Source organism: Achromobacter sp. LC458 (genome assembly GCF_001005835.2).
In the GTDB taxonomy this organism is placed as follows: Bacteria; Pseudomonadota; Gammaproteobacteria; order Burkholderiales; family Burkholderiaceae_B; genus Achromobacter; species Achromobacter spanius_B.
On record NZ_LBHW02000024.1, the window covers coordinates 73,112 to 86,404 of the forward strand.

General features: G+C 65.1%; 14 protein-coding genes. 8 read left to right on the forward strand and 6 right to left on the reverse strand.

The genetic code is table 11. The features are described 5' to 3' along the window. Positions 1 to 62 precede the first annotated feature (62 nt). Complete coding sequence (locus YH64_RS19605) at positions 63 to 986, forward strand: ABC transporter ATP-binding protein (RefSeq protein ID WP_046805390.1); 924 nt, start codon at positions 63 to 65, stop codon at positions 984 to 986. Beyond that, the gene (locus YH64_RS19610) at positions 983 to 1,744 is read left to right on the forward strand and encodes an ABC transporter permease (RefSeq protein WP_046805389.1); all 762 of its coding nucleotides are present in this window, start codon (positions 983 to 985) and stop codon (positions 1,742 to 1,744) included. Before YH64_RS19605 ends, YH64_RS19610 begins: the two co-directional genes overlap by 4 nt. Positions 1,745 to 1,789: 45 nt before the next feature. Here the strand turns inward: YH64_RS19610 and YH64_RS19615 are convergent, their stop codons facing one another. The 3 genes from YH64_RS19615 to YH64_RS19625 form a co-directional block, all read right to left on the reverse strand. Continuing rightward, the gene (locus YH64_RS19615) at positions 1,790 to 2,488 is read right to left on the reverse strand and encodes a glutathione S-transferase family protein (RefSeq protein ID WP_046805388.1); all 699 of its coding nucleotides are present in this window, start codon (positions 2,486 to 2,488) and stop codon (positions 1,790 to 1,792) included. A gap of 223 nt (positions 2,489 to 2,711) precedes the next feature. Then, entirely contained in the window at positions 2,712 to 3,104 is a 393-nt protein-coding gene (locus YH64_RS19620; protein ID WP_046805387.1) for a DUF4168 domain-containing protein, read from the reverse strand. Positions 3,105 to 3,347: 243 nt separating this feature from the next. Further along, entirely contained in the window at positions 3,348 to 4,163 is an 816-nt protein-coding gene (locus YH64_RS19625; RefSeq protein ID WP_046805386.1) for a sulfite exporter TauE/SafE family protein, read from the reverse strand. Between the two features lie 239 nt (positions 4,164 to 4,402). Between YH64_RS19625 and YH64_RS19630 the strand changes: the two genes are divergently transcribed. After that, the gene (locus YH64_RS19630; RefSeq protein ID WP_046805385.1) at positions 4,403 to 5,170 is read left to right on the forward strand and encodes a helix-turn-helix domain-containing protein; all 768 of its coding nucleotides are present in this window, start codon (positions 4,403 to 4,405) and stop codon (positions 5,168 to 5,170) included. A gap of 18 nt (positions 5,171 to 5,188) precedes the next feature. Here the strand turns inward: YH64_RS19630 and YH64_RS19635 are convergent, their stop codons facing one another. Next, positions 5,189 to 5,833: a hemolysin III family protein gene (locus tag YH64_RS19635; protein WP_046805384.1), complete on the reverse strand. Its 645-nt coding sequence runs from the start codon at positions 5,831 to 5,833 to the stop codon at positions 5,189 to 5,191. A gap of 417 nt (positions 5,834 to 6,250) precedes the next feature. Between YH64_RS19635 and YH64_RS19640 the strand changes: the two genes are divergently transcribed. Both YH64_RS19640 and YH64_RS19650 read left to right on the forward strand, forming a co-directional pair. After that, positions 6,251 to 7,360, forward strand: coding sequence for a PHB depolymerase family esterase (locus YH64_RS19640; RefSeq protein ID WP_046805383.1), 1,110 nt, complete (start codon positions 6,251 to 6,253; stop codon positions 7,358 to 7,360). Between the two features lie 279 nt (positions 7,361 to 7,639). Then, on the forward strand, positions 7,640 to 8,152 hold the full coding sequence (locus tag YH64_RS19650; RefSeq protein ID WP_046805382.1) for a DUF1993 family protein: 513 nt from the start codon (positions 7,640 to 7,642) through the stop codon (positions 8,150 to 8,152). A 43-nt stretch (positions 8,153 to 8,195) separates the two neighbouring features. Here YH64_RS19650 and YH64_RS19655 read toward each other — a convergent pair whose 3' ends face one another. Beyond that, positions 8,196 to 8,687, reverse strand: a complete 492-nt coding sequence (locus YH64_RS19655) for a VOC family protein (RefSeq protein WP_046805381.1) — start codon at positions 8,685 to 8,687, stop codon at positions 8,196 to 8,198. A gap of 103 nt (positions 8,688 to 8,790) precedes the next feature. Next, on the reverse strand, positions 8,791 to 9,147 hold the full coding sequence (locus YH64_RS19660) for a DUF1428 domain-containing protein (protein WP_046805380.1): 357 nt from the start codon (positions 9,145 to 9,147) through the stop codon (positions 8,791 to 8,793). A 169-nt stretch (positions 9,148 to 9,316) separates the two neighbouring features. Between YH64_RS19660 and YH64_RS19665 the strand changes: the two genes are divergently transcribed. The 3 genes from YH64_RS19665 to YH64_RS19675 all read left to right on the forward strand — a co-directional run bounded on the left by YH64_RS19665 (position 9,317) and on the right by YH64_RS19675 (position 13,202). After that, positions 9,317 to 10,291, forward strand: coding sequence for a GlxA family transcriptional regulator (locus YH64_RS19665; RefSeq protein ID WP_046805379.1), 975 nt, complete (start codon positions 9,317 to 9,319; stop codon positions 10,289 to 10,291). Between the two features lie 144 nt (positions 10,292 to 10,435). Next, positions 10,436 to 11,956 (forward strand): BBE domain-containing protein, encoded by a 1,521-nt coding sequence (locus tag YH64_RS19670; protein ID WP_046805378.1) that lies wholly within the window; start codon positions 10,436 to 10,438, stop codon positions 11,954 to 11,956. 28 nt (positions 11,957 to 11,984) lie between these two features. Then, positions 11,985 to 13,202: a beta-propeller fold lactonase family protein gene (locus tag YH64_RS19675; RefSeq protein ID WP_046805377.1), complete on the forward strand. Its 1,218-nt coding sequence runs from the start codon at positions 11,985 to 11,987 to the stop codon at positions 13,200 to 13,202. Positions 13,203 to 13,293: the final 91 nt, after the last annotated feature.

The window sequence follows — 13,293 nt, forward strand, 5'->3', positions numbered from 1 at the left end:
CGACCAAGCGGCGCCAGGGTAACGAGTAAAATTCCCGGCTATCGATCACGTTGGGGGCTCGTGTGCAGCCGGTTATATCAGTTCAAGGTTTATCCAAGCGATACGCCTCGGGATTCCAGGCGCTCAAGGGCGTCAACCTGGAAATCCAGCGCGGCGAGATCTTCGCCTTGCTCGGGCCGAACGGCGCGGGCAAGACGACGCTGATCAGCATCATCTGTGGCATCGTCAACCCGTCCGACGGACGGGTGCTGGCCGATGGCCATGACATCGTGTCGGACTTTCGCGCCGCGCGTTCCAAGATCGGGCTGGTGCCCCAGGAAATTTCCACCGACGCGTTTGAAAGCGTCTGGAACACGGTTACCTTCAGCCGTGGCCTGTTCGGCAAGCCGGCCAACCCGGCCTATATCGAAAAGGTGTTGCGCGACCTGTCGCTGTGGGACAAGAAGGACAGCCGCATCATGGCCTTGTCCGGCGGCATGAAGCGCCGCGTGATGATCGCCAAGGCCTTGTCGCACGAGCCGGCCATCCTGTTCCTGGACGAGCCCACGGCGGGCGTGGACGTCGAGCTGCGCCGGGGCATGTGGGAAATGGTGCGGCGGCTGCGTGAAAGCGGCGTCACCATCATCCTGACCACGCACTACATCGAAGAAGCCCAGGAAATGGCCGACCGCATCGGCGTGATCCGCAAGGGCGAGATCATCCTGGTGGAAGAAAAGAACGCGCTGATGGCCAAGCTGGGCAAGCGCCAGCTGACGCTGACGTTGACGGCGCCGCTGCCCGGTATCCCGACGGCGCTGGACGCCTATCAACTGGACCTGTCCGCCGATGGCTATCAACTGGTCTACACCTACGACAACCAGGGCGGCGGGCAGATTTCGCAATTGCTGCAGGACCTGAGCCGGCTTCAGATTGAATTCACCGACCTGAATTCATCGGAAAGCTCGCTTGAGGATATCTTTGTCAGCCTGGTACACGGTCAATCATGAACTTCTACGCCATTCGCGCTATCTACCTGTTTGAAATGGCCCGTGCCTGGCGCACGCTGATGCAAAGCGTGCTGTCGCCCGTGATCTCCACGTCGCTGTATTTCGTGGTGTTCGGGTCCGCCATCGGTTCTCACATGGTCGAGATCGACGGGGTCAGCTACGGCGCCTTCATCGTGCCGGGCATGATCATGCTGTCGCTGTTGACGCAAAGCATCGCCAACGCGTCCTTTGGCATCTATATGCCGCGCTTTTCCGGCACGATCTACGAAATCCATTCGGCGCCCATCTCGTACGTGGAAATCGTCATGGGGTATGTGGGGGCGGCCGCCAGCAAGTCCATCATCCTGGGGCTGATCATGCTGGCCACGGCGCGCCTGTTCGTGTCGTTCGACATCGCGCACCCCATCTGGATGCTGGGCTTTCTGGTGTTGACGGCGGTGACGTTCAGCCTGTTCGGCTTCATCATCGGCGTCTGGGCCGATGGGTTCGAGAAGCTGCAAATCATTCCGCTGATGATCGTCACGCCGTTGACGTTCCTGGGCGGCACCTTCTATTCCATCAAGATGCTGCCGCCGTTCTGGCAGACCGCCACGCTGTTCAACCCCGTGGTCTATCTGGTCAGCGGCTTTCGCTGGGCGTTCTACGGCGTGTCGGACGTCAGCGTCGGCGTCAGCGTGGGCATGACGCTGGTGTTCCTGCTGGCCTGCCTGATCGGCGTGCGCTGGATCTTCAAGACGGGTTATCGCCTGAAGACCTAATCAAACGGTCGGGACGGTCCCAACCGCCCCGACCGATCAGCTCGATCAGCCAGCAACGGCCGGCGCACGGCGCGCCAGGCCGTCGAAGGCGTCCAGCAACTGCTCGCGCCAGGCATACACCGGGTCGTCGGCCTCCAGCAGTTCCAGCGTGCTGGTGCAGCGCGCCCACATGAACATGCCAAAGACCGCGTAGTCGGCATACCCGTGCTGCTCGCCCGACAGAAAAGGTTGCCGGGCCAAGGTGTGACGCAAGGGCAGCAGCGCAGCGCGCAGCGCACCGATCTGCTCGTCGTAACCCGCCGGCAGGTCTTCCAGACGGCCAAAGCGCTTTTCGCGCGAGGCGCGGAAATAGTCCTTGTCTTTCTCGTGGATCAGCCCGTGGATGGCCGGCAGCAGCAAGCGCGCCAGCACGGGCACCAAGGTGGTGTCGGCCCAGGCGTTCGCAAACAGGCTGACCGCGCGCCCGCCCGCGCCGTTAAATAGCGAGGGCCGCTCGGGGAACGTGTCTTCCAGATAGCAGGCAATGCGCCACGAATCGCTGACCACGTGTTCGCCGTGCACCAGCACGGGCACCAGCTTCTGGCCGGAAAAATCGATGGCTTCCTTTTCCGTGAAACGCCAGGGCACGGTCTTGGCCGACAGGCCTTTGTGCGCCAGCGCCAGGTGCGTTTTCCAGCAGTGCGGGCTGAAGCGCAGCGACTCGTCCGCGCCAGCCAGGTCATACAGGGTGATGTCCGGGGTCAAGATCCGTGCTCCTTGCCGAGTGGGTCGAATGCAAACCGGCTGCCAGGATACTGCTTTGCGCCCGTGCGGGAAACGTCAAGGAAAAGCGCCAATGAAGAGTGCCAATGAAGAGTGCCAAAGGAAAGCGCCAATGAAGAGCACCAATGAAAAGCGCCACGCGCCCAAGGGACGCGTGGCGCAGGCCGGACAATCCCCGGTCCAGCCTTGCCCTGCTTTGGTTGCCCTACTTGGGCGCGCCTTTGCTCATGCTCATCACCCGCTGCTTGAGCTGCGGATTCTGTTGCACGGCTTGGCCGATCCCGTTGAATTCTTCCACCGTCAGGCCGTCGGCGCGCACCAGCTGCACCATCTTGGCGTCGGCTTCTTGCACGACCTTCTGCTTGGCGTCATCGGTCTTGGCGGCGTCGACCTTCGGGCGGTATTCGTCAACCACGCCCGAGACCTTTTGCGATGCCGATGCGAAGCGCTGCAATTGCTGGTCGGTGGGTTGCGTGATGGCGGGGGCCATCTGCGGTTGCGCCGGCGGCTGGCTGGCGTTTTGCGCCATGGCCGCTGCACCGGACAGCGCCGTCGACAAGATGGCGGCGGATAGGAATGCGTATTTGGAACGCTGCATGAAACCTCCGTGTTCCGGTTAATGTCCGACCATGATGACGACCACAACCGCCATGGGACAAGTTTCGCGATGTGTTTTCCTGTGTCGGCAGGACACGATGGCGGGCAGCATCTCAGGAGGGGGGCCGGGGAGGCGGCCCGGAAACGTTTTGCGTGGTTTCGTAGTCGCTGCTGGCCGCGATGTTTCCGCAGGTGTGCCGGTTTTCCGCCGAAGGCGGTGCTGGCGTCGCAGCGCGCGGTGCCGTCACATCAGCAGCATGGCCAGCATCACCAACACCAGCAACGCGATGTAGACGCGCGCATGCAGGCGGTCGGGCAGGCGCGGAATCAGCGGCGCCGCCAGACGGATGCCCAGCAGCGCGCCCAGCGCCAGCACGGCGAAGGCCAGCAGGTCGACATAGCCGACGATCCAGGGCGCAAGCGGCGCGGGCAGATCGCGCGCCGCTGCCATGTAGGCCACGGTGCCGACGATGGCGACGGGTATCGTCAACGGGTTGGCCATGGCCGCCGCCTTGGCCATCGGCAGGCCGCGCCGACGCAGCAGGGGCACCGTCATCACGCTGCCGCCCACGCCCAGGAACGTGGCCACGATGCCGATCACCACGCCGCCGCCCACCACCACGCCTGGGCTCAAGGGCACCGCGTCGGCCCCGTCGGCTTGCGCCAGGAACCCCTGGCGCAGCAGGCAGTCCAGAATCGTCACCGCCAGGTAGGCCACGAAGGCCCAGCGCACCAGCGTGCCGCTGGCGTGCGTGGCGGCCAACGCGCCCACCAATGCGCCCACCGCGATGTACCCCGCCAGAGGCCAGATATAGGCCCGCACAAGGTTGCCCGCGCGTTGCTGGCGGCGCGTGGCGGCGATGGCGTTGACGACCATGACGCAGGTTGAGGTGGCCACGGCAATGTGCATGGCCGACGCCCCGACGGCGTCGTCCGCGCCATGCGCGGCGGTCAACACGCCATACAACACCGGCACCACGACAAAGCCGCCGCCAAAGCCGAACAGCACGGTGGTGACGCCGCTGGCGCAGCCGAAGAAAGCCAGTATCAGGTAGAGCATCGGACGGGTCCAGGTTGGGAAGTCGTCACGATACGAAAGGCGGGGGTGGCCGGCTTTCGTGCTTTGGACAATAATGTTTGCGTTTCGGCCAAGCCGCGCGCCGGGGTGCACATTTCCCGACCCGCGCTCCAGCCCCGCACGTGAGCCCCGCACTTCAGCCCCGCACTTCAGCCCCGCACTTCAACCCCGCACTTCAGCCCCGCACTTCAGCCCCGCACTTCCACCCCCACGCTCCCGCCATGCGCAATACGCACATCGACCGCTACGATCAGCTGGACCGCGCCGTGGTTGCCATCGGCAATGACTATCCGACCGGCCATGTGCTGCCCGCGCATTCGCACCGGCGCGCGCAACTGCTGTACGGCGCGACCGGCGTGATGCAGGTGTCCACACGCGATGGCAACTGGGTGGTGCCGCCCCAGCGCGCGGTGTGGATTCCGGCAGGGGTGACGCATCAGGTGCGCATGCTGGAGGTCAGCACGCGTAGCGCGTATATCGAGCCAGATGCCGCGCGGGCAGGGCGCCAGGCCTGCGAGGTAATCGAGGTATCGCCGCTGCTGCGGCAGCTGTTGCTGGAAGCAGTGGACATGCCCGCTGCGTATGCGTCAGACGGGCGCGATGGCGCGCTAGCCGCCTTGCTGCTGCATGAAATCGACCGTGCGCCGGTGTTGCCGCTGCACATTCCGCTGCCTCGCGACAAGAAGCTGGCGCCGCTGTGCCGCGCCTTTATCGCCGCGCCGGATGCGCGCACGCCGCCCGACGCATGGGCCGCGCGCCTGCACATGAGCCCGCGCACCTTCAGCCGCTATTTCCGCCGCCAAACGGGCATGACGTTTTCCGAATGGCGCCAACGCGCCTGCGTGGTGCTGGCGCTTGCAAGGCTGGCTGCGGGCGGGGCCGTCACCACCATTGCACTGGACTTCGGCTACCAAAGCCCTGCGGCGTTCTCAACGATGTTCCGACGCGTGCTGGGCCAGTCGCCCACGGACTACTTGCGCGGCGGGTAGCGGCCTGTGGCCTGCCCGTCACGCCGCGTACCAGAGCACGGCGAAGAAGTGGCACACGGTGCCCGCCAGCACGAATAGATGCCAGATGAAGTGGCCGTAGCGCCAACGGTTGTCGAACACGAAGAACACGACGCCGCCGGTATACGCCAGACCGCCCGCCACCAACCAGCCCAGCCCGCCCGTGGGCACGCTTTCGATCAGCGGCTTGATGGCAATGACCACCAGCCAGCCCATCGCCAGGTACAGCCCGGTGGACAGCGCCGGCCGGTTCAAGCGTTTGCTGGCTTTCAGGCCCACTCCCAGCAAGGCCATGGCCCAGACCAGGCCGAACAGCGTCCAGCCCCACGGCCCGCGCAGCGCGCCCAGCGCAAACGGCGTGTACGTACCGGCGATCAGCAGGTAGATGGCCGAATGGTCCAGGACGTTGAAAATCTGCTTGGCGCGGCACAGCGGCAGCGCGTGATAGATGGTGGACGCCAGGTACAACAGGCACATCGACGCCGCGAACACCGCGGCCGCCGCGATGAAGGCCGTGTCGCCCTGGCGCACGGCGGCCACGATCAAAATGGGCGCGGCGGCCAAAGCGCCTACCGCGCCGATCCCGTGGCTGATGGTGTTGGCGATTTCTTCGCCCAGGGTCTGGGGTCTGTCATTGGGAAACATGGTGCGTCTGGTGAATGCGTGATACGTGATGGGGGGTGCAAGGTCATCACCTTAAGCGCTTTGCGTGCCAGGCTCAACGCCACGGCGGCGTTCAGTCGGTCGCAAACCCGCACCGCTTTGATTTTCAGCAATAGGCGCTGCCACGCTCGGGACAAAAGGGTGGGAACGCTGGTTACCCTGTGATACATTTCCTGCGGCTGTTTTACCGACACCGTTTGGTTGAGTTCTACCGCCCGCAGAGGCGACCACGTTCTTTTTTCTGGGCTCGCACCCGCGCTCGCGCAGTCGCGCAAGACGCAACGGATATCCTTACCGATCTGACCATCGCCGTCGCGCTGGTGGCCTGTGCGCCATGGCGACAGGTGGCCCCGGCTACGCCGGGAAGGTTCAAGCAGGTTTACTGGCCGAGGCCTACCAATGGCGCGCAGTTTTTCCAATCTGTTTTTCAAAGCCGCAAAGAAGATCAGCAAGCTACAGCGCACGGCGCTGCGCATGGCATCGCCCAAGCCCGCCAGAAAGCGCGCCACCACCCCACGCAAGACCGCTACCAAGACCGCTACCAAGACCGCGTCTTCCGCTGCCGCGACCCGTCAGCCCGCGACCCCATCGCTGGGCAACGGGCGCTGGGAAGGCACGCGTCAATTTTCCGACGGCAAGGGGCGGCAGTTGACGTTTGCGCGTTACACCCCGGCCGGGGCCACGCCGGCAGGCATGCCGGTTGTGGTGATGCTGCACGGTTGCCGGCAGACCGCGCTGGCTTTCGCGCGCGGTACGCGCATGAACCAATGGGCGGACGCCGGCGGCTTCATGGTGCTGTACCCGCAGCAATCCATGACGCGTCAGGTGCAGCGCTGCTGGCGCTGGTTCCAACCCGATGACGCACATGGCGGCGCCGAGGCAGACCTGATTGCGGCGTTGATCGAATCAGAAGTGGCGCGGCATGGGCTGGATCCCGAACGCGTGTATGTGGCCGGCCTGTCCGCGGGCGCCGGCATGGCGGCGCTGGTGGCGTTGCGGCACCCGTCATTGATTGCCGCCGTGGCCATGCATTCCGGTCCGGTGGTGGGCGACGCCCATAGTGCCGCCGCCGGCATCAGCACCATGCGGCGCGGCTCGCTCAAGCCGTTGCCGTCGCTGGTGCGTGACGTGGCGGACCCCGCTGCGTTCGACCTGGGCATGCCCGCGCTGATCCTGCACGGCCAGCTGGACCCGGCGGTGGCCCCGCGCAACGCCAAGCAATTGTTCGAGCAGTTTCGCGCCTTGAACCACCCGCGCCCCGAGGACATGCCCATCGAGCGTGTGCTGGGTTTGGGGTCCGAGAAGGCCTATCGCCGCGTGGACCTTACGCGGGGACGCAAGACGGTGCTGCGCCTGTGCGAGATCACGCGGCTGGAACACGCCTGGAGCGGCGGCGATCCGTCGGTGAAGTACCACGCCCGCAACGGCCCGGATGCGTCGGCGTTGGTGTGGCGGTTTTTTCAGGGACTGCGGCGCGTGGGGGCGGGCGAACCGGGGGCCGGGGCCTGAGCAGGCAGTGAGCGCGGACGCGGACTCGGACCCAGGCCAGCTCCCGACCCAGATCCGGACCCGACCCGGGACTTGGACCCGACCCAGGACGTTGACCCGACCCAGGACGTGGACCCGACCCAGGACGTGGACCCGGCTACCGATTGTTCGCCGATTGGGAATGGATATGTCGACTCGGCGCGTCATGGCGATGGCTCGTCGCGGCGGTAACATCGCCGCATCCCCGGTTGGCGCTGCATTGACGCAGCCGCCGGCCAGGACCCAACTGGAACTTCTGCCATGACTCTTTCTGTTTACCAGGCCTCCGTGCCTGTCTTCATCCGCGGCATGACCGTGCTGGCCACGCTGCTTGAAAAAGCGGCCGCGCATGCCCAGGCCGCCGGCATCGACCCCGTTGAACTCGTCAACGCCCGCCTGGCGCCCGACATGTACCCGCTGTCCGGTCAGATCCAACGCGCCAGCGACGCCGCCAAATTCGCGGTGCAGCGCCTGTCGCAAGGTCAGGCGCCCAAGTTCGCCGACGAAGAAAAGACCCTGGAAGAGTTGCAGCAGCGCATCGCCAACACCATCGCCTACCTGCAAAGCGTGACGGCCGAACAGGTGGAAGGCGCCGAAGACCGGCAGATCGTCGTCAACTTTGGCGACTTCAAGCCGGAATTTCGCGGCGATACCTACCTGCTGACCTTCGCGCTGCCCAACTTCTACTTCCACGTGACGACCGCTTACGACATCCTGCGCCACGCCGGCGTGAAGATCGGCAAGCTGGACTTCCTGGGTCCGTATTCGCAGTAAGCGGATGTTGACGTGGCCAGGAAGCGCGGGGCCGTCAGGCGGGTCAGTCGGCGTTGCCGCAGCCTGACATCTCGCCCATCTTGGCCATGTTCTGCTGGATTTCCTCGGGCGTGTAATCGAACTGGTGCGTGGCGATCGACCAGCGGTGGCCGAACGGATCGATCACCTGGCCGTAGCGGTCGCCCCAGAACATGTCGGCCACCGGCATCGCCACGGTGGCGCCGGCATCCACCGCCTGTTTGAACGAGGCGTCCACGTCCTTGACGTACAGATGCAACGTCACCGGTGAGCCCTTCAGCGCCTTCGGGCCCAGGCTGCCCCACTGAGGAAAATCGTCCATCAGCATCAGCACCGAATCGCCGATACGGATGGCGGCGTGCATGACCTTGCCTTCCGGCCCGGGCATGCGCGCCAGTTCTTCCGCGCCGAAGGCTTTTTTGTAGAAGGCGATGGCGTCGGACGCGCCCTCGCAAACGATGTGCGCGGTCAGCGTGTGCATGCCGGCGGGAATGGGCGTGGTTGCGGGCGTAGCCATGATGCGTCTCCAAAATCGGTGTTGGGTTGGCGGGACAGGCGGTAGGCGTGTCCCTGCCTATACGACGAACGGGCAGCGCCGATATCGACACGCCCCACGGTTTTTATTTTGCTACCAGCGTGCTGAATCCGCCCCAGCACATGCGTTTGAAATCGAACACGCCTTCGCAACACGTGTTGGCCAGACGGGGGTCGGCCATCACCAGCGCGTTGATCCGGTCGCGTTCGGCCTTGCTGGCGTACACGATCCAGGCAAACACCACGGTTTCATCGTCCTTGGCGCTGGCCGCTTCCCTGAACGACCGGAAGGTTTCGCTGGCCAGGTCATCGGCCACGCCTTCGCGGTAATCCAGCGCGCCGTGCTCCAGCCAGACCGCCTTGGCCTGGTCCGCCATCTGCTGGTAGGCCGGCACGTTCGCCTTGGGCACCGGCAGCAAAAAACCATCTATGTATTCCTGCATCGCACACTCCTCGGGTTGCTGTTGTTGTGTGGGATTCGGCATGCCCGCTGGTCACGCCGCGTCCACCCGGCACGAGCGGCCGGTAGACGCCACTTTATCGGGATCGCCGGCGCTTTCAGATAGGGGATTGCGACATTTTTGCGGGTGGATTGCGACAGCGCTCGGGCGTATGCTTACCGACATGAAAAACGTCGCTTTCCTGCTGCCGACGGGCACCAATATTGCGTCCCTGGAAACGGCGCGCCACGGCTTCCAGGTGGCCAACGCCTACCTGGTCGCGCAAGGCCGCGAACCGCAATTTCACGTGTGCACGCTGGCGTTGACGCACGAGGTCAGCCTGGACGACGGGCGTATCAAGGTGCTGGCGGACCAAGTGCTGGCCGACGCGCCGCGTATCGATATCTGCATCGCGCCGCCCCTGCTGGGCGCGGTGCCCGATGTGGTGCTGTCCAACCGCGAGCTGATCGATTGGCTGGCAAGCCACCATCGCGCCGGTGGCGAAGTGGCCAGCCTGTGCATGGGAGCCGCCTTGCTGGCGGCGGGCGGCGTGTTGGACGGGCAGCAGGCGGTGGTGCATTGGGTGGCGCAAAATCTGTACGCCAGCCTGTTTCCCAACGTCCACTGGATCAGCGATCGCGTGGTGATGGCCGAAAACGGTGTCTATACCAGCGGCGGCGCGTTTTCCGCCGCGCATCTGGTGCTGCACCTGATCGAAAAATACACCGATCGCGATACCGCCATCTGGTGCGCCAAATACTTCCAGCTGGACTGGAGCCGCCAGAGCCAGCTGCCGTTCGCCGTGTTCATGGGCCAGAAGGCGCATGCCGACGAGGTCGTGCGCGCGGTGCAGAGCTACATCGAACGTTGCTACACCGAAAAGATCACCGTTGAATCCCTGGCCGAGCGCCACGCGATGGGGCGGCGCACGCTGGAACGGCGCTTTCGCCAGGCGACGGGCAACAGCATCGTGCAGTACCTGCAACGCGTGCGCGTGGAGGCCGCCAAGAAGCGGCTGGAAACGTCGCGCAAAAGCGTGGCCGAAGTCATGTATGAAGTGGGCTACAACGACACGAAGGCGTTTCGCGACATCTTCAGCAAGCACTGCGGGATGTCGCCGGTCGGGTATCGGGACCGCTATCAATAGGACGTCGAAGAATTCGCTATGGCACTGGCAAAAGTGCTGGCCGAACTCCCCCCGAAAATAAGATTTCTACTACAGCTATTGGCGCGCCACCGGCCTATCCTAGACACGTCGCGGCCTGACCCCAGGCCAGGAGGGCGAGTCAAGATGAGCATCAGCGTGACGCCAGGCGATCCCCGCTACAAGACCTTGAAAAAGGGCTTCAACCTACGGTGGCCCGCGCGGCCCAGCCATGCGGCCACGCGCATCGAACTCTGCGAAACCCCGGCCCAGGCGGCGGCAGCGCTGGCCCATATCGTTGCCGAGGGCAAGCGCCCCACGATACGCAGCGGCGGCCATTGCTACGAAGACTTTGTCTCCAACAATCCCGGCGGCGTCATCCTGGACCTCAGCCTGCTCGACCGCGTGCCGTCCTCGGATGGCCTGCTGCGTGTGGCGGCCGGTTCGCAAAACTGGAATGGCGATCAAGACCTCTACAAGCGTCACGGCGTGTCGCTACCCGGCGGGTCGTGCTACTCGGTTGGCGCGGGCGGCCATATCAGCGGCGGCGGGTATGGGCTGCTGTCGCGCCTGCAAGGGCTGGCTTGCGACTGGTTAAGCGCGGTCGACATCCTGACCGTGGACGCCCACGGCAATGTCGTGCCACGCACCGCCAGCGCCGCCCAAGACGCCGACCTGTTCCGCGCATGCCGGGGCGGTGGTGGCGGCAATTTCGGCGTGATCACCAGCTATGGCTTTGCCGCCTTGCCGCGCGCCCCGCGCGAAGTGGCCATCGCCACCGTCGCATTCGACTGGGCGGGCATGACGCCCGGGCGCTTTGCGCAGTTGCTGGATATCTACGGCAGCTACTGGAACACGCGCGGCCGCGACGCCGATACCTGGGGCCTGTTCTCGCTGCTGAAACTGACGCATCGCTCCGCCGGGCAGATTGTCATGATCGTGCAGTTCTGCAACCCCGACGGCACCTGCCAGGACCTGACCGTGCTGCAAGATTTCCTGGATCGCTTTCGCCCTTGCGCACCGGTGGCCGCGCGCGCCACCACGCCCGGCTTGCCACGTCCGCGCGCGGGCGGCGACCTGCTTTGCAGCGAACCGCATACGGTCATTCGCCATGACTGGCTGGTGGCCACGCAAACGCTTAACGGCTCGGGGCCGAATCAGCGCGGCAAATACAAATCCGCCTACATGAAGCGCAATTTCACGGCGCACGAAGCCGCGCGTATCCATGCCCACCTGACGCGCGATGTCCCCGGCGCCGACCTGCGCCAATCGCTGTTGCAGGTGGATTCGTACGGGGGCGCCGTCAACCAGCCGGATCGCCTGCGCGACACCGCCGTGCACCAGCGGGCGTCGATCATGAAGCTGCAATACCAAACGTACTGGACGCACGCCGACCACGACGCCCTGCACGTACGCTGGATGGCGGATTTCTATCGCGACGTATATGCCGACCCGGCATCCCGGCCCGACCACGCCGGCACCCCGTTTCCCGGCGACCGCTACGAAGGGTGCTACATCAACTACCCCGACAGCGACATGCTGGCGTACCCCTTCTGGCCACGGTTGTACTACGGCGACGGCGGGCTTTATCCTTTCCTGCAAGAGGTCAAGCGCCGCTACGATCCCAACAACGTTTTTCACCACGCGATGTCGGTGCGCCCGTCATGACGCGCCGCCCGCCTTGCCGGACTTCGCCATGAATTCCCTATCCAGCGCACCCCGCCGATCCTTCATCCAGTTCGCCGGAAGCTTGTCCGCGGCCGGCGCGGCAGGCCCCTGGCTGTCGGCCATGGGCGCCGCCACCGCGCGCGCCGACCCCCGCTACGCCTATGTGGGCACCTATACCCGCGATGCGCCCGGGGGCACGGCCGGCGGGCCGCCATCGCACGGCATACACGCCTATGCCCTGCGTCCGCAGGGCGGCTGGCATCTGATCCAGGTGATAGAAAGCGACAACCCGTCCTACCTGGCCGTGCACCCCACGCAGCGCTTTCTCTACGCCATCAACGAGATCGATCAATGGGAAGGCCTGGCCCGAGGCACCGCCGAATCCTATGCGATCGACCCGGCTGACGGCAGCCTGCGCTTCCTGAACCGGCAGCCCCTGTCGCTATCCAGCACCGCGCCCGCGTTCCTTGCCGTATCTCCAGACGGCCGCTACCTGGTCACGGCGCAATACGGGGGCGGCACGTATAACGTGTTGCCCATCCAGGCCGACGGCGCGTTGGGTGAAGTGTCGGGCATCGTCAAGGAAACCGGCTCGGGGCCGCGCCCCGAACAGCAATCCGCGCATCCGCACATGGTGCTGTTCGACTCCACCGGCCAGCGCGTCCTGGCCACCGATCTGGGCAGCGATCGCATCAATCTGTTCACGTTCAAGGATGGCAATCTGTCGCTGTCCGAGCGCACGACGCTGCCCGCGGGCAGCGGGCCACGCCATCTTGCGCTGCATCCCGATGGCGCGCTGTTATACGTCTTGAACGAACTTGACGCCTCAATCGCGTGCTTCGGCTACGACGCCCACGCCGGCCGGGTGCTGGCGCAGCGCCACCTGGTCCCCGCCACACCGCCCGGATTCACCGGCGCGGGCAACGCGGCGGCGTTGCTTGTCCACCCGTCCGGCCGCTTCCTGTACGCCTCTACCCGCCGCGTCGACAACGACCACCCGCAAGCCGACAGCATCGCCGTCTTCGCCGTTGCCAAGGATGGCGCATTACGCCGCGTACAAACCTGGACCGAGGGCCTGCGCTTCCCCCGCGCACTGACCCTGGCGCCAGACGGCGGCAGCCTGTACGCGCTGAACCAAAAGGGCGACTCCATCCTGCGCCTGCGCATCGATGCGGCAACAGGGCAGCTAAGCGACATGGACGTGGCAGCGCAGACGCCAACACCGGTATGCCTGGTGTTTGCATAGGCGGGGCAACCGCGGGCGATCTTGATAGCCGGCGCAACAGGCCACTCTGAAGCCCCTTTGAAGCCCCTCTGAAGCTCCTCTGAAGCCACTC

What these genes read in the sequence shown, in the direction of transcription:
- YH64_RS19675 (WP_046805377.1), top strand. Translation starts at nt 11,985, where the DNA reads ATGAATTCCCTATCCAGCGCACCCCGCCGATCCTTCATCCAGTTCGCC.
- YH64_RS19665 (WP_046805379.1), top strand. Translation starts at nt 9,317, where the DNA reads ATGCTTACCGACATGAAAAACGTCGCTTTCCTGCTGCCGACGGGCACC.
- YH64_RS19640 (WP_046805383.1), top strand. Translation starts at nt 6,251, where the DNA reads ATGGCGCGCAGTTTTTCCAATCTGTTTTTCAAAGCCGCAAAGAAGATC.
- YH64_RS19610 (WP_046805389.1), top strand. Translation starts at nt 983, where the DNA reads ATGAACTTCTACGCCATTCGCGCTATCTACCTGTTTGAAATGGCCCGT.
- YH64_RS19630 (WP_046805385.1), top strand. Translation starts at nt 4,403, where the DNA reads ATGCGCAATACGCACATCGACCGCTACGATCAGCTGGACCGCGCCGTG.
- YH64_RS19650 (WP_046805382.1), top strand. Translation starts at nt 7,640, where the DNA reads ATGACTCTTTCTGTTTACCAGGCCTCCGTGCCTGTCTTCATCCGCGGC.
- YH64_RS19655 (WP_046805381.1), bottom strand. Translation starts at nt 8,687, where the DNA reads ATGGCTACGCCCGCAACCACGCCCATTCCCGCCGGCATGCACACGCTG.
- YH64_RS19625 (WP_046805386.1), bottom strand. Translation starts at nt 4,163, where the DNA reads ATGCTCTACCTGATACTGGCTTTCTTCGGCTGCGCCAGCGGCGTCACC.
- YH64_RS19660 (WP_046805380.1), bottom strand. Translation starts at nt 9,147, where the DNA reads ATGCAGGAATACATAGATGGTTTTTTGCTGCCGGTGCCCAAGGCGAAC.
- YH64_RS19670 (WP_046805378.1), top strand. Translation starts at nt 10,436, where the DNA reads ATGAGCATCAGCGTGACGCCAGGCGATCCCCGCTACAAGACCTTGAAA.
- YH64_RS19635 (WP_046805384.1), bottom strand. Translation starts at nt 5,833, where the DNA reads ATGTTTCCCAATGACAGACCCCAGACCCTGGGCGAAGAAATCGCCAAC.
- YH64_RS19620 (WP_046805387.1), bottom strand. Translation starts at nt 3,104, where the DNA reads ATGCAGCGTTCCAAATACGCATTCCTATCCGCCGCCATCTTGTCGACG.